The 22249-nt window shown below is 34.9% G+C and carries 17 protein-coding genes; 1 reads left to right on the forward strand and 16 read right to left on the reverse strand.

Annotated elements, in window-relative coordinates; genetic code table 11:
- The first annotated feature begins 227 nt into the window (after nt 1–227).
- Nucleotides 228–1604 (forward strand): hypothetical protein, encoded by a 1377-nt coding sequence (locus GSQ74_RS16050; protein WP_158995061.1) that lies wholly within the window; start codon nt 228–230, stop codon nt 1602–1604.
- A gap of 9 nt (nt 1605–1613) precedes the next feature.
- On the opposite strand, the gene GSQ74_RS16055 is transcribed toward GSQ74_RS16050, so the two are convergent.
- The 16 genes from GSQ74_RS16055 to GSQ74_RS16130 all read right to left on the reverse strand — a co-directional run bounded on the left by GSQ74_RS16055 (nt 1614) and on the right by GSQ74_RS16130 (nt 22232).
- The gene (locus tag GSQ74_RS16055) at nt 1614–2135 is read right to left on the reverse strand and encodes an HAD-IIIA family hydrolase (RefSeq protein ID WP_158995063.1); all 522 of its coding nucleotides are present in this window, start codon (nt 2133–2135) and stop codon (nt 1614–1616) included.
- Nucleotides 2128–2838 carry a nucleotidyltransferase family protein gene (locus tag GSQ74_RS16060; RefSeq protein ID WP_158995065.1) on the reverse strand — a complete coding sequence of 237 codons (711 nt, stop codon included), beginning with the start codon at nt 2836–2838 and terminating at the stop codon, nt 2128–2130. Before GSQ74_RS16060 ends, GSQ74_RS16055 begins: the two co-directional genes overlap by 8 nt.
- Nucleotides 2835–3416 (reverse strand): SIS domain-containing protein, encoded by a 582-nt coding sequence (locus GSQ74_RS16065; RefSeq protein WP_158995067.1) that lies wholly within the window; start codon nt 3414–3416, stop codon nt 2835–2837. The genes GSQ74_RS16060 and GSQ74_RS16065 overlap by 4 nt, the downstream gene beginning before the upstream one ends.
- A 74-nt stretch (nt 3417–3490) precedes the next feature.
- Nucleotides 3491–4576, reverse strand: coding sequence for a glycosyltransferase family 4 protein (locus GSQ74_RS16070; protein WP_158995069.1), 1086 nt, complete (start codon nt 4574–4576; stop codon nt 3491–3493).
- A gap of 63 nt (nt 4577–4639) precedes the next feature.
- A complete protein-coding gene (locus GSQ74_RS16075; RefSeq protein WP_158995071.1) occupies nt 4640–5743 on the reverse strand; it encodes a glycosyltransferase in 1104 nt (367 codons plus the stop codon).
- Between the two features lie 26 nt (nt 5744–5769).
- On the reverse strand, nt 5770–6726 hold the full coding sequence (locus tag GSQ74_RS16080) for an NAD-dependent epimerase/dehydratase family protein (RefSeq protein WP_158995073.1): 957 nt from the start codon (nt 6724–6726) through the stop codon (nt 5770–5772).
- 183 nt (nt 6727–6909) lie between these two features.
- Nucleotides 6910–8190 carry a glycosyltransferase gene (locus GSQ74_RS16085; protein ID WP_158995075.1) on the reverse strand — a complete coding sequence of 427 codons (1281 nt, stop codon included), beginning with the start codon at nt 8188–8190 and terminating at the stop codon, nt 6910–6912.
- A gap of 31 nt (nt 8191–8221) precedes the next feature.
- Nucleotides 8222–9463, reverse strand: coding sequence for a hypothetical protein (locus tag GSQ74_RS16090; protein ID WP_158995077.1), 1242 nt, complete (start codon nt 9461–9463; stop codon nt 8222–8224).
- A 43-nt stretch (nt 9464–9506) separates the two neighbouring features.
- Complete coding sequence (locus GSQ74_RS16095; protein ID WP_158995079.1) at nt 9507–10592, reverse strand: acyltransferase; 1086 nt, start codon at nt 10590–10592, stop codon at nt 9507–9509.
- 132 nt (nt 10593–10724) lie between these two features.
- Entirely contained in the window at nt 10725–13088 is a 2364-nt protein-coding gene (locus GSQ74_RS16100) for a tyrosine-protein kinase family protein (RefSeq protein ID WP_158995081.1), read from the reverse strand.
- Nucleotides 13089–13307: 219 nt separating this feature from the next.
- A complete protein-coding gene (locus GSQ74_RS16105; protein WP_158995082.1) occupies nt 13308–13856 on the reverse strand; it encodes a serine acetyltransferase in 549 nt (182 codons plus the stop codon).
- 29 nt (nt 13857–13885) lie between these two features.
- On the reverse strand, nt 13886–15361 hold the full coding sequence (locus tag GSQ74_RS16110; protein WP_158995085.1) for a lipopolysaccharide biosynthesis protein: 1476 nt from the start codon (nt 15359–15361) through the stop codon (nt 13886–13888).
- A gap of 63 nt (nt 15362–15424) precedes the next feature.
- Nucleotides 15425–16387 carry a hypothetical protein gene (locus GSQ74_RS16115; protein ID WP_158995087.1) on the reverse strand — a complete coding sequence of 321 codons (963 nt, stop codon included), beginning with the start codon at nt 16385–16387 and terminating at the stop codon, nt 15425–15427.
- An 81-nt stretch (nt 16388–16468) separates the two neighbouring features.
- Nucleotides 16469–17914 carry a hypothetical protein gene (locus GSQ74_RS16120; protein ID WP_158995088.1) on the reverse strand — a complete coding sequence of 482 codons (1446 nt, stop codon included), beginning with the start codon at nt 17912–17914 and terminating at the stop codon, nt 16469–16471.
- Nucleotides 17915–18017: 103 nt separating this feature from the next.
- Nucleotides 18018–18806, reverse strand: a complete 789-nt coding sequence (locus GSQ74_RS16125; protein WP_158995089.1) for a polysaccharide biosynthesis/export family protein — start codon at nt 18804–18806, stop codon at nt 18018–18020.
- A 135-nt stretch (nt 18807–18941) separates the two neighbouring features.
- The gene (locus GSQ74_RS16130) at nt 18942–22232 is read right to left on the reverse strand and encodes an amino acid adenylation domain-containing protein (RefSeq protein ID WP_158995090.1); all 3291 of its coding nucleotides are present in this window, start codon (nt 22230–22232) and stop codon (nt 18942–18944) included.
- Nucleotides 22233–22249 lie beyond the last annotated feature (17 nt).

Below are 22249 nucleotides of genomic sequence, written 5' to 3' on the forward strand. Positions count from 1 at the left end.
AAACGAATTTGGCGGCGTTAGTAAGCTATTTTTGAACGATTTTTCCTGGCAAACCTCATATAGGCAACATTAACGAAAAGCAACAATTGTTACAACTGTTACATTAAAACCATAAAATAAATAATATATTAATAATATATCCGTTTGCTTAATGATTATTTTTTTAATTTATTATGAAACAATTTTAGAAAATTATCGTAAAAATCCCTAGCTAAAAAATTATGATTATGATTACAAAACAAAAAATGCATTTAAAAAGAAGAACAAAAATTTCATTTATTCTATTGTTGGCACTATTTGCCGCCCGATGTACAAAGGATCAATCTAAAACCAGCGTTCAGAAAACCACTACCCCTACAACACCATCTGCCACAACAGTTGCTTCAAGCGCAAACCAGATTACTTATACAAATAATAACCCCACCGATAATAGTAAAAACTTACAGGCACTTATCGCCAATAATGTTACTATTTACTTTCCAAAGGGAACTTATAACTTCACTAATTTTGTGAGTATAAATAATAATAACACCATCCATATATATGCTGCACCAGGAACTGTATTTCAGAGTTCAATTGATAAGATCTTTGAAATAAGTGGTCAAACCTCAGACATAGAAATCAATAATATTAGTTTCGTGTCAACAAAATCCAGCTCTGTAAATGACACCGAAGGCATTATTTTTATAGCCAACTACGGTGCTACCGACGTGATGAATAATATAAACATTCATAATTGTAAGTTTTCTAATCCCAATACGCTCTGCGATGCGATAAAGCTAGTTAGTGAAGGAACAAACTCACTTGCCAAAAACATTACAATTACCCTCGACACATTTAAAAGTGTAGGCAGATTTGGGGTTGAACTGCAAAACAACAATTATACCCCTATGGTTGCAAGGTTTACAAATTACAACATTAACAACAATAATTTTCAGGACGTTGGGACCATTCAAAGTGGCCCGGCTTCTTCGTGTGTTTCAGTAACTGGTTACGGATTGAATGGAGTAATCGACAATAACTATTTCTTAAACATGCGAATGAATACAACTAGCAATGTATATTATGGAATAGAAAATGCGGGAACTGTAAACCTGGAAACCAAAGGAAATACATTCGTATCTAACACTTACGGCTTTACAGGGTTATTAGGTTCGGGGCCAACGCTTGCAGAATCTATTGCCAGAAACCAACCATTAAAAACTAATTGGGTTATAGAAAATAACACCTTTAACCTTATTGGTAGCACAACAGATAAAACAAAAATACGTGCTATGGATCTTGGTGATACTTATAACTATTTTATCGAGAACAATAACATGAATACTGATGGCCAATGTATAAGGTTTTCCAATTGTCAAAACGGAATAGTATCATCGAATATTATGACCACCAATTTTGGTAATGCCCTTTACTTTCAGGATGGTAGTACAAAAAATAAAGTTACAAGCAATACTATTACTTCAAAGGGCCCCGATCAAGGTACTGTATTTTTCGATGGTGCATCAACTAATACTAACTATGCCTTCGGTAATACGCTAACTAAAGCCAATGGTGTTACTGGTGATTACAGAAACTACGACGGCGCTTACAACAACTTTTAAGATCACAGCTTAATAAAGCAGTCTTTTATTGTGGTAAAGATAGCTTATTGACGGTACGATTAGATTAGCGTGCTTATTAAATGAGTCAGAAATATAAACGGATTTGATTCCAAGGTTATAAGCCGGGATCAAATCCGTTTCTGAATCTCCTATCATCCATGATTTATTGAACTGAATATCATAAGCATTTACTGCGCGTAAAAAAAGCCCTGTATTAGGTTTTCTGCAACTACAATGATCCTCTATCAAATGTGGGCATACATAGAACCTGTCAATTGGCGTCCCTAACAACTTATTAATATGATTATTGATAACATTTAATTCGTCAAACGAAATGAGTTTCTTGCCTATGCATTGCTGATTTGTTATTACAATAATGTTTTTAAACTGTGTCTTCGCCCAATGTAAAAACAATCTGGCATCGTCACAAATCTCAATATCTTCAACTTTTAGTACATATCCGAAATCTACTTTTTTGTTGAGCACACCATCTCTATCAAGGAATAGCGTACTTAAAGGTTTATCAATCATTGATATTAAAAAAAGATTGAGCGCGATTAAAATCCTCCGGAATACCGATATCAATAAATTTGCCCGGATAAATTTCTCCGTAGGCTAAAATCAGTGATAACTTATTTTGAAATAATTGTTCTTCTATTGAGAATTTACCAGACATTGGGAATCTTTCAGTAAGTGACTTTTTCATTATATAAATCCCACCATTAATTGTTGCCGAATCATCATTTACCTTTTCCGAAAATGAAAGGATACGGCCGTCATCTGCACATTTTACTGAACCATATCTTTGTGCATTCTTCAATTTCTTTAAGGCAAATACCATCTCGGCTGACTTTTCTTCAAATTGATGAACCATTTGCTGCAACTGGACATCAAAGTAAGTGTCTCCATTTATAACAAATGCATGTTGGCCCTCAATAAATTTAAATGCGTTATAAATCCCCCCTCCCGTTCCCAACGGTTCTTTTTCTATGCTAAACTTAATATCCAAGCCCCAATTATTTAACGAATTATCAAAGTGTTCCTGAATGAGTTCATGTTTGTATCCTATAGCTAAAACAACCTTCCTTATACTATTCTTGTACAAATAAGATATTATATAATCCAAAAATGGTTTGCCCGCAACTTCAGCCATTGGTTTAGGAACTTCTTTAACAACAGATTGCAGCCTGATACCCAATCCTCCTGCTAAAACAATCGCTTCATCAATCATCATTTCTGGTTAAACATTGAATTTTCTACTATTTCACAAATAATATGCCCTATTAAGATATGTGACTCCTGAATTCTGGGAGTTTTGTTAGAGGGTACTTTAATTATAATATCAACTTCTTTTTCCATTTTACCACCTGAAATTCCGGTTAAAGCAATGGTAAATAATCCCCTGTGTTTACCCTCTCTTAAAGCCCGGATAATGTTTTCGGAGTTTCCAGATGTAGAAATACCTATAAGTGCATCACCCGATTTGCCTTTTGCTTTTATCAACCGCGAATAAACTTCTTCGTAAGAATAATCATTGGCTACAGCGGTTAAATAAGACGTATTGACGTGTAATGCCTCGGCATCTAGTGGAGCGCGGTCAAAATTAAATCTCCCTGAAAACTCCGCAGCAAGGTGTTGAGCATCCGCCGCACTTCCGCCGTTTCCGCATAGCAGTACTTTACCGTCATTTCTAAATGTTTGAATGATCTGTCGGGATACCTTTTCAATATCTTGGAGCAGTAATAAATCTTTCAAAAGTTCTTCTTTTACATCAATGCTCTGCTGAATTTTAGATTGAATAAAATTTATCATATGTACGCGAGATTAATAATCACTTTAAAATGAAACTAGTGTAAGGATAAATGTTATCAGCGGCTTACATTTTATTAACCATTGCTAATATTACAAGCTGATATATAATATTGAAGCATTATCATGTAATTCTTAATGTCAAACCGTTCAGCAATGGTTAATTTGGCTTGGGAGCTGATTTGCTCCAAAGTCTCCCGTTCCATAAATATCTTTGACAGAATATTTTTTAATATTTCCTTATTCCCTTTAGCAGCAATAAAGCCGTTATATTCATCTTGAACCACAGACGTAATCGATGCGTCGTCTGACACGACAACTACACACCCTGTATTCATAGCCTCTAGCAACGCCATCGGCAACCCTTCACTGGAAATTGACGGCAATAGAAAAATATGTGAACTTGATAACGCTTCGACTTTCGCTTTTCCTTGTACAACGCCAAAATATTTAAAGTTTAATTTCTCTATTTTTTGAAGAGTTTCTAAAAAGCCATTAAGATCGTTACCGGCTCCGTAAATGTGTAATTCAAACTGATCGTAAAAGTCATGAAGCTCAGCCAAAGCGGAAGCCAGCAGGAATATACCCTTAGACTGGACTACTCGCCCCAGGAAAATAAGTATAAGCTTGTTATTAAAGTCTTTCTCAACAGCTATTTGCGAGGGCATTACAGCATTTGGAAGGCTAAATGTTCTGACTTCATAGTTTTTTGAAATATGATCTTTTTCAAGATCGCTTAAAACTAAATTTACGTCAGCCCCCAGCAACATACTTCTTACTAATCTCCAAAAAAAAGTGCCTTTTGGAAAAGATTGCATTAAAAAGAAGCCACCATGAATATGCAATAAAACTGGTTTATTAAATAGTCGCCTTACCACTAAAAAAACAATATAATCTCTTAATAAAGCCTGCTTCTCAAAGGTTATATTTAAATGAATTAACTGAATATCAAATTTCAGCATTTTATATAAAAGCCTGGGGACTATAAGGGTTTGGTCAGCAAACCATCTCAATTGCTTTTTCTGACAATCACTTTTTCCCAGGCGAAAATGATAATATTTATTTTTTGATTTACTTTCTAAGATTGTTCGCACAACAGTTGATATTCCGCTGACGGTTTTCTTTTCATCGAGCCATGGGGCGGTAATTAGAATGTTTGCCATCTGTTTATTATTGTTATGCATAATTTATTCATTGTCAAGCAAGGTTGTTTTTAGCCCCCATGATTAATTAGAATGAACCTGATCAAACATTTCCTCGTATGTGTTAACGATTGTTTTGAAAGAAAACTTTTCGTTAACATAAATTTCCATACGATCTTTAAGCGCGGCATAGTTAGATGAGGTCCTTGTTAATGCTTCAAGCAGAACGAGATCAAGTCCTAAAGAATCAGCCATATTAAAATGATAACCCGTTACTCCTTCTTCAAAAAATTCTTTGAAACCCTCAGCATCGCTTACTATTACAGGAACATTGTAATTATAGGCGATCATCAACGGCCCGCTTTGTGTAGTGTCGCGGTATGGAAGAATCAAATAATCAGCCCTTGCAAAAAAAAGCGGAATTTCATCATTACCAATATATCTTATCTGCTTTTCGATAAAAGATTCATCGTCAATTAACCCCTGGTATTCCTGATCCCAATCATCGCATCGACCTGCAATAATAATTTTGAACTTAATGTTGCCTTGAGCAATCCTTCTAACTGAATTTAACAAAATGTCAAGCCCCTTATAGGGTAAAATAAAACCAAAAAAAAGGAATGTAACTAATCGCTCTGGCACCGGCGGTCGTTTTGGTTCCCCAAAACCAATTAATGGCAAAGGAATGCGGAACGTTACTTTATCAGGATAGTTTTTTTTTAATACACACTGTTGAATTGACGAGTAGGTCAGGAAGTATTTAAAGTAATTCAGCAACACCTTTTTAGACAGCCGAGCCAGCTTACTATATGAAGTATTGCTATGACTTACAACATCATGCATTCCTACAATTGTTATATTCTTATCAACAAGTCGTAACAGTATATTAATATAAACCTGATCGAAATTTGCAAAAAAAATCACATCAGGTTTCAAACGTTTAATCGTCCTGATGATCTTAAAATAAGTGAGCAATACCAATGGATTTCGAAACCTATACTTTAATTGAAATGGAATAAACGATAAGCTATGCTTTCGACAATAAGATTCTATCTCGCCAGGAGTATAATTCGAATTTTTATAAGGAAAAATCACACTGTATATTATTTCATATTGTTTCGAAAAACGATGAAGCAAACTGGTTTGATTATCTGAAAATGCGGATGACGAGAGGTAAAATATTTTCATTTATTGCGAATAAGTGGATTGCTGAATCAGGATATATCTCTATCGATTAGTTGATTGACATAATTTTTGATCTTTTCTTTATTGTCAATAGTATATTTTTTTATTTCTGGCAAAACACCTTCTGCTTTAGTGAAAAATTGAAATGTATTTAAAAGATCTTCAGGCATTTGAATAGGCCTGATCAAATCCTCAGATAACGTTTTAATACCTCTTTCAATAAATATATCTACGACAATCGAAGCAAGTTCCTGATGAGAAATTGGATGCCCTGACCCTAAATTGTAAATACCATTTTCCCAGTTACCTTTCATAATGTTAATAATAACACTGGTAACATCATCTACCCAAACATAGTCTCTCAAAATTTCCTTATCAAAAAGGCCGATAAACCCGTCCTCTTTTATAAATTGATAAAATCGGAAAGGTAAACTCGCATTTTTTCCTTTATGAAACTCACCCATCCCGAAGATGTTGAAGAAGCGCAAACCAATAACCGGGGTTTTAAATCTGTCCAACCCGGAAAAAACCAATTTGTCAAACATCCATTTTGACCAGGCGTATACGTTATGAGGATCTTCACACTTTTGGTTTATTTTACAGCAATTACTATTCCCGTAAACTGCGGAACTCGAAGCATAAATTAGCGGAATTCCTTTTCCAAGGCAATAATTAAGGTAGAACTTTGAATGATCATAATTTAAATTTAGCATCAATTCGGCATCTTTAATCAACACATCAGCATTTGCGCCAATATGAATAATATGCGAAATAGAATATTGATTAAGCTGTTTCTCAATATGATCAATACCATGCTTATAGGAGATAAAATCGATGAATAAGCTATTCTTGATATTTTTAAATTTACGTTCATCATAATCGTCAATAATAACGATTCGATTAAATCCATTTTGATTAAGTTTATTTACCAAATTTGATCCGACAAAGCCGGTGCCGCCTGTAATAACAATAGTATCTGAGTTCATAATAATTGTTTGATATGGATTGGATATTAAAATAACAAACACCACAATTATAAAATCCAGAAAATGATCAACATCTTAGGCTCTAATAATGGAGGAATTCTTAAATAAGCAGAATTGAGCAACAACTCGTGAAAACGGCGGTATATGTACCTTTTTAAGTATTAATTCCGAATGGCAACAAACCTAACACCGCTCGTATTCAATTGATTTTTCCCAATTAATTACATCTTGATAAGCTTGAATAACAGTTGCTTTTATCTTATCATGACAATGCCTATTAATGCCACTCATCCTTGCATTATATGACAACCGTGCAATACAGTCTTTATCATCATTTAACTTCAATATTTTAGCAGCAAGCTCATATGGATCGTTAGAGTTGTACAATATTCCGCTTACCCCATCCTCTATCAATGAAGGAATCCCACCAACATAGCCAGCTATGACGGGCATGCCAAGCAGCATTGCTTCGCACACGCTGTTAGGACTATTATCAATATGTGAAGGGTGTACAAAAATATCTGAAACTAAAAGCTGCTGTATTAAATCGTACTCGTTTTTATGCCCGATGAACCTCACGTGAAGATTTTTAAATTTCAACTTAAAAATTGATTCCATCAATAACACTACTTCATCGTTTTCTTTTACACCAACAATTATCCATTCAAAGTTCAAGTCTGATATTCCGGTCAAGATCTTAGCAGTGCTTAATACGATGTCAATTCCTTTATATAGCTGTGGGCTAACGGTCGTGATTATCTTAAGCTTTTTTTCCTCCTTTTTTATCCGTTGCCATTCGTATAGATAAAACAATGGCCGCAATACCTCATCACAATGATAATATTGCAGATCTTTTTTATAAAGCCCGAGAAAATTTTTATCCCAATCAGTACGCCCAAAAAAGTATTTCCTATAGTTAACAATTCGTAACTCTCTTTTTGCCCGCTTTTTAAATAGCCTATATTCAAAATAAAGGCCTCTTCTAAAAAGTAACGAACGAAATGATGAATGCCGAAATACAACGCCGTTTGAGATCCCATTTGGATGCCAATTATTTAAATAAGGATTTACCAGCCCCTGCATATGCACGATAATGGGAACCGAGGTTAAATTATTAAGATCGCCAATACCAGACTCCGTACCAAAAAGATGAATAATATCGGGTTTAAATTCCTCAATAACATCCAACACCGACTTGACGTTGACATCACGTTTAAGTGTAAAAATGCGTTGAACTAGTTTACCGATAGCAGACGTGTATTTTAAAAGTACGGGGTAATAAGTTGTCTTACCAATTTCAAAGGGTTCAGTTTTTTTGTCGGAAAAAAAGGCTATTCCAAGTGTTATGTCGTCCATACAAGTAAAAAGCTCTTCGAGTGAGCTGATCCACCCTCTTCCTGGCTCTTTAAAATTTACCCTATTACTGGCACCCGCAGGTGTATGAGTCAACCAAAGAACTTTCATATATATATAATTTTGATAATTGTTCCTAAGTTCAAATAACCTTTTGGATAAGAATTTCACTCTCAGTAAGTCTTCTGAATGACTTGGAATAGCAAACTCCTACGGCAAACCAAACCAGCATATATCGAACAGAAATTGTTGGCAGTCCATATGGGATCATATCAATCAGCCATAACAATATAATTATGCCACAAGCCTTTGAAAGACCATTTCTGGAATAGAAAACACCCAAAATCACAGCAGGAACCGTGATCAATAAAAACAAAAAAAGTTGAATCAGACCGCCAGACAAAATAATCTGTAAATAACCGCATTCAATTACATCTCTTTCGACGAGTTGGTTTTCTTTAGTCACCTGATTAAAAACAGGGCAGATATAAGTTCCATCCATACCTTTCCCCATTAACTCGTAACCTTTTATTCCACTAAAATAGTAAGTTAAAACACCTTGACGCGTGTCTTCCGATGCACGTCCAGTGATCAGTTTAAAATCTGTTCCTTTTCGTTGTTGAAAAACAACCACAGCCAAACTAATCATTACAAGAAAAAAGAAAAGCGAACTTAATTTCTTCTGTATATTACCCTTAGTATAATACCCCAAATAGAGCAAAAATGAAAAGATCAGAAAATTAATATTTGTAAGAATGAGGTTCCGCCTGGCCAGAAGTGTTACAACTATCAGGGCAGTAACAATCGCCCCCAAAGCCACAAGTCGTCTGAAATTTGAATGATATTTCCAAGTAAGTAAAATAAATCCACCACCACTCGAAAACGCCCAAACGCCCTGTTCTCCAATACTGGGCTCAACAAAGTATAACTTAGCCGCGAAAATTGCAAAGACTAAAAAAACGATTGCTAAGTAAAAGAAAACCAGGAACATTTGCTTAAAGACTACCCCATTTTTGGGTAGTAATGCTGTAAAAGGAACAATAAATGGCCAAAATACAAAATCAGAATAGATATACTTTTTTACAGAGGGAAATGACAAATCCAGCCCCTTGAATATAACAAACGATGACCAGGCTATTAAAGCAAAAAACAAGATTTTTAAATAGCTACTTTCAAACTTCCAATCAGCCATTACAAAAAGCTTTTGCAAAAATAAAACACAAGCTACAGTTTGAATTAATTGAGCTATAATTGGACTTATTGTAAAAAATACAACATTCCCAATGGAAAATAGAACCACACCTATAGTAAAATATAGTGCATTTTTTTTTATTGTAAAATTTAGATCTTGGATCACATCTAAATTCATAGTTACTGGATTCATGATTCTAATTATTTAATAGAATAGCATATAAATTCTATAGATGTTAACGATACTGAATACGATATTTAAATCGCGTCCATAGGTATCGGTATTTATCGAGCAGTAAACCAATTCCACAGCATATCACCAATACCCCAAAAATGACTTGCCATAAATCTCCGATTAGGACTCCATTAGTCGTATTAAACGCCGCATTCCACAGTATAATCAGCGGAAAATGCAATACATATAGTGGAAAAGTAAGTTCAGCACCGGCCCGCACAGCTTTATAAAAAAATTGATTTACCCCAGCTGAATGAAGTGGTAAAAACCAAAAACTTAGTGCAATGCTAAAGCCAATTATCCAGTCAGTAGAAAACTGATTGGCATATACCAATGGATATATGCCTAACTGCGCCGCAGGTACAATAACTTTTATTAAAATTGCTGTAATCAGTAATGTACAAAATACAATAATCCATCTAACTGAACTTTTAATGTTGATTCGGGGCGAAAGCTTATACGCAAAATACCCAAAAAGCCAGATAGGCATAAGTAATAGTATTTTAGGGCCCGCCACCACACAAGCCAATATTCCGGGAACATAGGATTTAAATCCTCCAGACCGGTAATAAAACAAACCGAATATTATGTAATACCAAAATTCGTAACTTAAAGACCACAATGGTGTATTTAAAGCTGGCGCTGCAGAATAAAACCATATCTCGTTGCAAAAAACACCCGAAATTATGTAGTGGCTGAATGATAACCCTTTGACAAAAAATCCTAAAATATTGGGAAAATACATTTTTAGTATAAATTGTATAATTCCTGTTATAATTAGTGCTGGCAGTACAACTGAAACCAATTTACTTAACCGCACTATTAAGTAGTTATTGAGTGTACTTATTTTTCTGGATGTTGTATAAGCAATCACATATCCAGAAATTACAAAAAAAACTATAACTGCTAAGTGCGAAAGTTTATCTAGTATATGAGTTACATCGCCATTGGGGTATCTTAAAAAATACACATGATAAAAAAAAACTGTTAATGCCGCAATAATCCTGAGCATATCCAAATAAATACTTGACCAGCCGGGCAATTTCTTTGCCGGACTAGGGGTTGCCCCGACAAGTAATCGCTTCATATGATTTAATAAAATTATGGTGAATATAATTGAGTATTAATTTGTTCGCATACCACCTCCTGCCGTTGTAATATGGTTTAATGAGGCGCGTGAGCAATGATTGCTGCAAACATAACCTGCTATAAAAGTGGATTAAAACCGGCTAAAGAACTGCATCATATTGGTTTTTAACATCAAATTATTTCCCCTTTTTACCCTGGAATAATAGTTATCGCTATAATCATATCCATACTGTTTGCGGTCTACTCCGTTAAACACTATGTGCATGTTGCTAAATAGATTTTTTTTGTATAACGATTTAATAAAGGGCAATAAAGTTTTATAAGTATAAGCCTGGCGAACGACGTACAGAGTAATATCAGCAAACCTGGCAATCAATTTGGCATCTGTAACCAAATTAACAGGCGGCGTGTCCACAATAATATCATCGTAATTTTTCAGAAGAAAGGTAAATAAAATGTCCATTGATGCGCTTTGCAGAAGTTCGGATGGGTTGTTAACGAACATCCCCGAACTGATAACATGTAAGTTATTATCATGTTCAGACACCTGAATAATATCTTCTATGCTGGATTTACCCTTTAAATAATCTGTTAACCCGGGAGATCGTTCAGACATACCAAACACCTTAGAAATTTGAGGTTTTCTAAAATCCATTTCCAAAACAATTACTTTTTTCCCTGAAACCGCAAAAGTACAGCCCAGGTTGCTGCTAATAAAACTTTTACCCTCATTAGCAATACTTGACGTAACCATTATCACTGAACCTTTATTTATATGGGTTCTTTTTGAATTTAAATTTGTTCGTAAATCTCTAAGTTCCTCGGTTATACCAAAACACCCATCATTAAAATTAACCAGCGATGGTGTCAAATAAGTTTTGGATATTTCACCTAATATTTCAATTTCGAGTTCTCGCTCAACCTGATCCAGGTCGATAACGCGGTTAGTCCATGTGATTCTACCGTAAATAATACCTGTAGGTAAAACTACACCAATCAAAATAAGTATTATACCAAACATCATTCTAGACGACTTTGGCGCCCCTGCATAAGCGTAGTCAACTATTCGGGCATCGGGCAAAATTGCAGCATAGTTAAGCCCAATTTCTTCTCTTTTTTGAACGAGATAGGTATAAAGATCTTCTCTGATTGATTGTTCTCTGGTTTTACTAATTAATTCCCGTTCCTGTTGGGGTACATTTTTTATAGAGGATTCAAAATTTGAACTATTATCATGAAGCTTACTTTTAGTAAGCAGCAACGATTGTTTTATGGATTGAATATTATTTGCAATTTCAACCTTTAGCGACTGAATGGCTCTGTTTATTGGATCAAAAGCCGGGTTACCTTCGGGTGTATTAGCCAGCATCTTTTCACGCTGTAAATCCAATTGAGAAAGTTTTTCTATTAAATCATTTAATGCCGGGTAATTAGGCCCTAATGATGCGGAAACCATTTGAATATTTTGCGACGAAACCAAATATTTGCTAATTCCGTTAATAATACTTAGTTGAACATTTACATCATTTAGCTTGCTATCATTCGACTGTTCATTTTCAAGATAAATTTTCGATTGCGAAGACATGTCTGCGATCCCTTCGCTTTTTCTATAATTTTGAACTGCGATCTCAGAAGACGTTAAAGTACCTGAAAATGAGGCAATCCGACTATTTATAAAGTTAAGTGCCTTTTCCGTTAGTTGATTTTTTTCGTCAAGATTATTTTGATTATAAAGTTCAATTAAATGATTAAGAATAGTTTTACCCCTTTCGGGAATCTGATCTTTAATTGACAACTCGATTACGGGAACCAGTTTGTTTGGTAATTCTGCAACCAAAGCATCCTGATAGCCGTCGACTGTATTATTATAAGAGTTGACAACTATGGTAATTTGCTTTTTACTAAAATTATCATATCCTGCAGCCGGTGAAATTGTATATGTTCCTAATTTTAAACTAGTTAAATTTTGCCCAAATAAAAATTCTTTAGCTTGACCGCTAGGCTCTTCAATCTGAAACACCTTTCGATTTTTTATTTTGATTCTAAGTATTCCAGTTGTATCATCTCCGGGCAGGTTATACATATGGAAATTTACCGGACTATTATTATAAAGTTCTAGGGTTTTGAAATTATCTTTTACAAAATAACTAACTTGAAGATGCAGGTCTTTTACAACCTGGGTCATTAGTGTCCGCGACTTTAATTTCTCTAATTCATCTTCGGCTAAATTTGGTGTATTGTAAACCTCTAACTGCTCAAGCTGACTTTTAAAGCCCGGTTCTTTTACTTCATCCTTAATAATGATAGATGCTTTAATTGTGTATACTGGAGCAGTAAACTTGCTGTAAAAAAACAAACAGACAAGCGAAATTGCGAAAAAGGCAATATATAAGGGCCAGTGATACAGGTATCTGCTTACCACTTTCCGAAAGTCATCCTTCGGATTAAGTGGAGCATACGGCGTTGACGAAAAATCTGATAATTGTGCGCACATTTTAAACTTGTTTAATATTTTTTATATCCCAAGAACTGCCTTACTCAACTTTTAACTACGCTCTTTAATTCAGATTAAAATCATGCTTCATCAATTAATAGACATTAAAATCTACTACTCTGAATTAATCTCATAGATGTTGCCGGATAGCGTTATATAAGTTTCGTTTTAACCGAAACCCATTAAATAAAATATTATTGATATGACCTTTGGCTAAGTTTACCTATTGTGTTTAATGATCTTGGCTGGGACACCTGATACCACACAATTATCTGGAACATCAGAAATAACAACAGAATTCGGTGCGATAATTACATTGTTTCCAATGATTATTTTGCCGATTGCTTTGGCCCCTGGTCCGAAATAAACATCGTTTCCAATGGTTGGAACCGATTCAGGATCATTTTTTTGACCGATGACGACACCGGGTTGAAGACTACAGTTACTACCCAAACGCGCATTGGAGTGAACAATTATAAAGCCTATGTGATATATTCTTAAACCGGGACCCACTGTATTCACCGGTAAGTTAATTTGAAGCTTAAATGATAATTTCCGATAAGCTATTAGCACAAAGAAATAACGAATCTTATTAATAATATTTCTTTTTTTATTGGTTAAGTATTCTAACCTGCGTAAAGTCAATACAAATTTTTGAAGAAAATATTGTTCGGAAAAAAAAACACCGTGTAGCCGACTATACTTTTTATCATATCTTGCCAAGTCCGCAGCCCTATAAATAGCATATTCCTTTTTGGTGTCGAGCATTGGTGATATTATTTAATTACCATAAGTATCTATAAAGCGGCATTTATTCCTTTTGTCAGAAACTGAGTTACATTTTTGATATACACCGTTTCCTTCATCTTTAACACAAAGGCAAATAATATATATACCTGTACCCCTGCTAATAATTTGATCAGTAATTTTAAAAGCAAAGAGATTTGCGAAAAACTTAATACCTTATCCGTAATAACTGTAACCAAAAACACCAAAAAAGCGGCAAAAACATATTTGCCAATCCAACCTAGCTGATCAATTACGGATATATTTATTTTCTTTGAAAAAAACCATAAATAAGTCAGGTATTGAAAAACGGCCATAATCAAAGAACTTATGATTACGTAAATAACACCATGACTTATGAATGCCAACACACATATTATTTCCAAAATAGAAAAACCAACCAGTATTTTACTGGATAGTGCGGCCTGTCCTTTAACTAATAAAACTTCTTTATATATAATGATAAAGGGATAAAACAATTTAACTATACAAAAAAACTCTAAAAATATGATAGACCCCTCCCACTTTTTGGTAAACAATATAATGGTTAAATCTCTGGCATTGGAAAAGAGAATCGTCATTAAAGGAAATGTAATAAATGCTAATATTTGAATTGTTTTTTTTAGTACCTCAGAAAGTTGGTCATTATTGTCTTGAACTTTTGAAAATACAGGAAATGCCATTTTTAACACAACCCCCTCAACTACACTTGTTATTAATTCAGGCAACCTGCTCCCCCGGTGAAAAAGCCCCAGTTGGGTTTTATTGTAATACCGGCCTACAGCCATATTATTGAATTGCTGAATTACAAAAAAAACAATACTGCTAAATAAAATAGTGAGTCCGAAACTCAACATTGATTTTATCGATGAATAACTAAATTCCAGTTTTGGGCGCCAGGAAGAGCAATATAAGTATCCCAACAACATTATTAATTGGGATGTTAAAGTTGAAATTACCAGCGCCCAAACACCACTACCACTCATAGCCAGTATTATACCGACTATTCCGCCTAGCACAGAACCGAAAATATGAGAATAAGATATCTTTTTAAATGCCAGATGTTTTCTCAACAAGGCACTGGGGGTTTGCCCTGCTGCATTAATGATAATGCCAATCGACATTATCCGCAAAACCATTGTTAATTTAGGGGCATTAAAAAATATAGCCACCATTGGAGCAAATAGAATTATAACAAATACCATGACCATGCCCAAGACGATATTAATAAAGAATATGGTATTAATTTGAACGCTGGAAAGGTCTTTTTTATGAATTAAAGACTTTTCAAACCCCCCATCCGTAATCGCTGCTGAAACACCGGAAAACACCATCGTTAGTGCCAGTAGGCCGTAATCTCCCGGGCTTAAAAGCCTTGCCAGGATTACGCCGACAATAAACTGAACAAATAGCATGGAAAATTGCTCGAGCATTGACCAAAGCGACCCATTGATTGCTTTGGATTTTAAATCGGATATATTTTCCATTAAGTATTTTTACGTTTAATTACATACGAAAACCTCTGGACAATAATCTAGCATCAAGTACCATCACCAATAACAGCCTTGTTCTACCTTATCAAAATCATTAGGAACTTCTTCGCTTAATGGTTTTACCCAATATTCATTCATGATTCGGGTTTTGTAATCAAGATAATTGTCCTCCCATCTCTTTCCCTTTATCCCAAAAAGTAACTGGGTGGCCCCACCCAGATGTATGGCTTTCTTCCCCAAACGTTTAACAAAGGCTGCAAGTGGCAGGCCATAAGCGCCGCAACCAATAATTGCAACATCAAATGATTCAGATACAATCTGATCTTTCATGTAATTTAAAGCATCAAACCAATTCTCAAATTGCGATTTATTATTACTGATTGTTTGTACAGCACGAATCGTTTTCAAGTCAAATTCCGGAAGTACCCGCTTATCGCTAAATAAAAAATCCCGGTTTTTATATTGAGCCTGAATACTCCGGTCATATGGGTGTATTACAAGCACCTTTTTCCCTTTTAAATGCTGGCTCCAAGGCTCATTATGATTATAAGGCTCCAAATTAAGTAAGCCAACTTTCGAAGTACTTTTTAATTGTGAAGAGAATAATACTTCTTCTTTTAACCATGAGCCCAGTATGTCAATTTCACACATATCATCCAACATCATTTCACTAAATCGTGCCAGCATATCTACATTCACTGGAAAAAATCCAGTTGAAGTGCCCATTGATTTTAGCGTTATGTCTTCCCATTTATAGGAGTCTATTTTCCCAAAAATGTAATCCGAATATTTTCGGAAACTTTTTTTTTGATTTATATAATTTAATACACAATTCAACTCTATTGAACCAAGCCGGGAGATCATTAAAGGCTCATTATCCAATAACCTATCAGCAATTAATTTTGAAGCATCTTCAACAAAAAAGTCAGTATAGGAGCTAGGTAGTTGTCCACGCAATTTATATTTAGCAGGTGAAATTTTCCTTGCCAATAGAAGTGACTTTTCGAAAATGTTGATCATAATTACACATTGGATTAACATGAATACCGGCTTCTTTTGCAGGCTACTAGAAAACCTTTATTCGCCGGGCGATACACCCTGTCAGAAATTATCGCGGGCACCCTCAAAATTCACATACCACTTTGGATGATTATCTATTTTAGGGATTTTATTATCAAAAGCTTTATTGTTACGAGTCTGAATACCTTTGAACATCACAACCCCTTGTCTAAGCGTTTGTGCACAGTCCAGTTGATTGTGGCAAATAAGATTTCCAGAACAAATACCCTGCAGGTACAACGCGTTGCCGTTTTTGACTAATACATTATTGTCAACAATTTCCCCTCTTAAACAATCTGTTAATTTTATTCCGATACCATCAGTTAGAATAATATTATTGTTGATGTTGTAATCATTTGAATAGCTTATGTCCATTCCGCGTATTTTAGTTTTATCCGGTACAGACCCTTTCAATGAGATAATATTTCGCTCAATGATCCATTTAGACTTTAATGGCTGTCCCCTACTCAGCGACTCGGCTATTGAAGGTCCGGATCCTAAAATTCCTGTAAAGCCATATCCGATGGTATGTATATAATTTCCTTTTATTAATAATCCAACTGTTCCTGCATTCTCAATACCGTAATACACATTTGTTGAAGTATTCATATGCATATCCTTTATTTCATTATTGGAAATTTCACCATTTAAGGCATATCCACTTACGGAAATACAAGATGGAGCCGGCCCAGTTTGGATGGTTCCTACATCATAAAAAAGATTATGGGCGATAACGTAGTTTTTATATCTCAAACGTACGGGCTCGTACAAATGATTTTGTAACTCAATACCCATCCTGCCTATATGTGCAAAAACATTATCATCAATGCTAAGATGATTAATCATTGACTGAGTACCTTCGCTTATAACCTTAATACCATTTGCCTGGGTATTCCGGTTGGTAAACCGACATTTTTCAATTACGATATTGTCCATTGTATCATGAACCCCATAATTTGCTATTACTATTAAACCTTCGGTATCATTCAGCGAGCTTTTCTTTGTTGATGAAAATTTAAGCCCGCTTAACACAACGTTTTTTAACGTTCCGCTTAATTCGATTATTTTGTTTCGGCTGCTTGTAAAAACAGTTCCCACATCGCCGATTATTTGAAAATTTTCCACATCATGTATCTGGATGTTGTTATCGATATGATAAACACCACCGTGACAATGCAGCACAACATTATTTGCAATAAGAGACTGAATAAGGCTTGGGGTATTCGAAAATGACGCGCTATTTATATCAATATATTTATTTTTTTTGTGAGCTATATCTTTATCTGTTAACCGGTCATTGAAATTTCCTTTAGAGCTTTTTTTTAAGGATTCAACCTCTGATTTATTGAAATAATTAGATCGTAATTCTGAACTAAAGCGTGGCTCTGTTAAAACAATTCCCTTGGTTTCATTTTTTATGTTTTTCCCCGCTAATAATCCCAACCAAATAATAAACACGCAGGCACAATAGATCTTCGAAGGTACCATATGCTCAATTTATCAATTATTAAAAAAAGAAATAACACTATAAAAGGAGTTATATAGTTAATTAATGCTATGACGTTTATGCCGCGATATAAATTGATTCAAACTATTTGTGAAAAACCAGGTAAGCCAATGTTATCATAGCGGTTATAGCAGAAACAAATAAAGCTGCATTGCGGCTACCTTGCGTTTCAATTGTTGACACTTTAAGCCTTGCAGGCTGAACATATACAAGATCATTATTAGTTAGATAATAATAGCTTGATTTAAATATTTCCTTTGAAGTAAGATCAATCGGAATAAATTCTTTGACGCCATTTCTTTCTGTGACCAGTAATACGTTTTGACGATCTGCTGTAATATTTAAATCGCCCGCCAGGCTCAATGCATCTGTTATTGTAATTCGCTCGGCATTTACCGTATAAACGTTAGGGCGCATAACATCACCCAGAACAGAAACCTTAAAATTCAAAATTCTCACCGTTACAGTGGGCTCTTTCAGAGATACGACCAATTTTTTTACCAAAACTTCACTTAATTGTGTAGTAGTCATACCCGAAACTTTCAAGGTTTTAATCAATGGAAGTGTAATTTCCCCGTTTTGATTTACAAAATACCCAAATATTGGAGTACCTGAATTATTAACATTAACCTGGATATTGTTGTCAAAGATGGCAGATGTTTCCGGGGTCAAACTCGAAATATTGATCGATAACTGATCTTCTGGCTGGATAACCGGTGATGTAAAATTGAGAGCTTCTGAGGTTATTTTCGACCTATCAACATCTTGAAAATAGGGAATATGTTTATAAGACGCACAAGACGAAAAAACAAACAATAAACCTAAGAGGCTCCAACGATAGCAGTTAGTTACTAACAAATTTTGAGTCAACATATTAAATATATTTTAGGGAAAGGCACTTAAAGAAATAATGTTGTAACTTCTTGAGTTACTACTAAATTATAAGCATAATGAGCTCACATTTAGCTTCTGAATTTAACTTAAATCCTACTTTAGTTTACTTTGCTGCTAACAATTGTCCAGCACATTCTGCAAAACCACTGCAAATTCTTTCACATTTGGTTTATGTAAAATAGTGTTATGGTCACCCGGAATTTCAAAAACTTTCAATCCACTTTTTGCATAATTAAACCATCCTAAAGACTTCAAATCATCGGCATAATTAAATTGATCCCTTGCTTTAAAGAGATATAGATATGAAGTAACTGGTTTAAGGACATACGATTTCCAGGCTGAGTAATAATTTTGGTTCTCCTCAAGTATTTGCCCCCGGATTTTTTCAATGTCTGTAATATCTCCTTTAGTTATCCTGCCATAAGCAGTTTTGAATTTCTTGGCATAATAATTATAATGATATGCTAAAAAAGGAGCAGGTTCAATTACTGATTTTCCAATTACCCAAAAAAACTTAGGTATTTGTCTTATCATTTTTTTCCAAAAGATCGAATTGATAGATTTGTTATAAATACAATTTTCACTATTGGTATCAAAAATGCCTACCATCTTTACTGTTTTGCCCATTTCAACAAGCTGTCTGGCCATTTCAATTGCAATAAACCCCCCAAATGAATACCCTGCAATAGCATAAGGCCCAGTAGGATTGTGTAATAAGATTTCATCAAGATAAATTTTTGCAATATCATCCATTGTTTCTATCGCGCTGTCAATCTCGTCTAATTCTTTTGGCTGTAAACCATAAACGGGCTGTTCTCGATCGACATTCTTAGCCAACTCATTGAAACCTACTGCATACAGCCCATTGCCATGGACAATATATAGTGGAGTTTTAGTTCCACTAGGTTTAATAGGGACTAGTGATTTCCATTTAGAATTTAAATCATTTTTACCAATAGCGGTAGCTAATGAGGCAATTGTAGGGTTTTTAAAAAGCGTTCCAATGGCAATCCGCCTCCCGGTAATACTTTGAAATCTTGACAAAATTTGAACAGCGTCAAGAGAGTCTCCCCCGAGTTCAAAAAAAGTATTATTTGGCGCTATGTCTTTTACATCAAACACATCTTCCCAAATATCCTTCATAATACTTTCTTCTGAAAGTACTGTCTTGTCTTTGATCTCCAATTTGCGCTCAGGAAGTTCGATATTTGCTAGTTCATTCCTGTCAATCTTACCATTAATATTTAATGGCAAGGCATCCATTTGAATCCAGAGCAATGGAATCATATAATGAGGCAACTTAATTTGCAGTTGTCTAATAATATCATCCTTGTTAAATACATTTCTTACTACAACATAGCCAACCAAATATTTTTTTGAATCATGATTGACCTTCGCTAAAACTACAGCCTGCGATATTTCTGGAATTTGATGTAATGCACTTTCTATCTCACCAAGTTCAACCCGAAAACCCCTGATTTTCACCTGATTATCAACCCTACCAAGAAATTCCATATTCATATCAGGTAACATCCGGCCTAAATCGCCGGTTCGGTACATCATTCCATCCGGGCAGTCATTAAATATATCTTTAACAAAACTGGCGGTTGTCCTCACTGGATCATTGATATAACCTTTGGCCACGCCAACCCCACCAATAAACAAATTACCTGCAACTCCAATTGGCACAGGTTGTAATTGGTCATTAAGGATATAAAAGAAATTATTGTCAATTGGCTTTCCATACGGTACACTTTTCCAAGTCTCATCCATTTCCTCAATCGGGTAATAGTTCGACCATACCGTAGCTTCAGTAGCGCCACCCAAACTAATCACTTTGGCTGATGGGAAATGCTTTTTGATTTTGTTTGGTAATTTTACCGGGATCCAATCACCACTCAAAAAAACCAGTCTTAATGAATTTTGCACAAAATCTGTATCGCCAGCTTCCAACTCTCTGATCAAATAGTCAAATGTAGATGGGACTGAATCCCAAAAGGTAATTTGATATCGTTGCAGCATCAATTGTAATTTATTAAAATTATTAATTTCAGCCTGAGTTGCTATTACAAGGCCGGCACCTGCTGCCAGCACGCCAAAAATATCATATACAGAAAGGTCGAAACACATCGATGTAACAAACAATAGGCGGTCATCAGAGCTAATATTAAAAGTTTTATTAACCCAGCAAACAAGATTTACTGCCGAATGGTGTTCAATCATTACACCTTTCGGCTGCCCTGTAGAGCCTGAAGTGTATATTGTATAAGCTAATTGCTTGCTATTTATCTCCAGTTCCAAGTTGTTTTTATCAAATAAATCATATTCAACCGAGTTGAAATTTATAAAATTTACTATGGGGTTAAAATTGTTTACTAAAGTCTCCCTGTCAGTCAAAACCAATTTTACAGCAGAATTAACTATAATAAATAATTGCCTTTCTTCAGGATAATCGGGATCAACCGGTACATAGGTGCCCCCTGCTTTTAAAATGGCTAACATGCCGATAATCATGTCGAAATTTCTGCCAACGAGCAATGCTATGTTATCTCCTTTTTTAATGCCACGCATTATTAAAGCCCTGGCTAATTGATTTGACCGCTCATTTAGTTGCGTGTAACTAAATATTTCATTTCCAAAATATAATGCAATATGGTCGGGCGTTATTGCAGCTTGTTCCTCAAACAACTGATGAAGTGTTTTAGTATTTGGATAAGGCTTCGCCGTATCATTGAATTCGCTTAATTTGCGTGCCTCCAGCTCTGTCAACATCGGGATATCACCTATTTTGTTCATTGATTTTTTTAACATACCGCGTAATAATATTCCAAAATGATCAGTTAATGTGGAGATCTTTAATGGCTCGAACTGATTTGAGTTATAAGAGAAACGGCCAAATATTTTATTCTTAACGATATAAAATGATAAAGCTAAATCATAAATACACCCACTTAAAGAACTATGATTAAACGGAGTTTGTGAAATTTCAGGGATAATTAGGCACCGGTAATTATCGGGCTCTTCAGCAATGTGTCTCCCATCGTTATTAAAGGACTCAGTATAACTAAGTTCTACGTTTTGAATTAGATCTTGAAAACAAATGTCACCGTTAATTGGGGTTTCACATGGTACTATGTGATCATTTCTCACTATACCTAATCCAACTACGGGCTGTGGACTATAGCGATACAGTAACGCTACATAAGCTGAGAATATAATATTTGATAAACTAGCTGGCTTATTCAATTTGACATTCAAAAAATCCGCTTCATTTAATAATGGAAAATCTATTAACTCCATCCCAATACTATCATTTTGTACGTCATTTGAATACAAGCCTATTTGCACCCTATCAACCCAATAGTCTTTAATAAAGGGCCTTCTAGTTGAGTTTGTTGCTTCCATTTTTTTTCAAACTTAAT

Origin of the sequence: Mucilaginibacter sp. L196 (assembly GCF_009765905.1) — a bacterium.
Taxonomy (GTDB): domain Bacteria; phylum Bacteroidota; class Bacteroidia; order Sphingobacteriales; family Sphingobacteriaceae; genus Mucilaginibacter.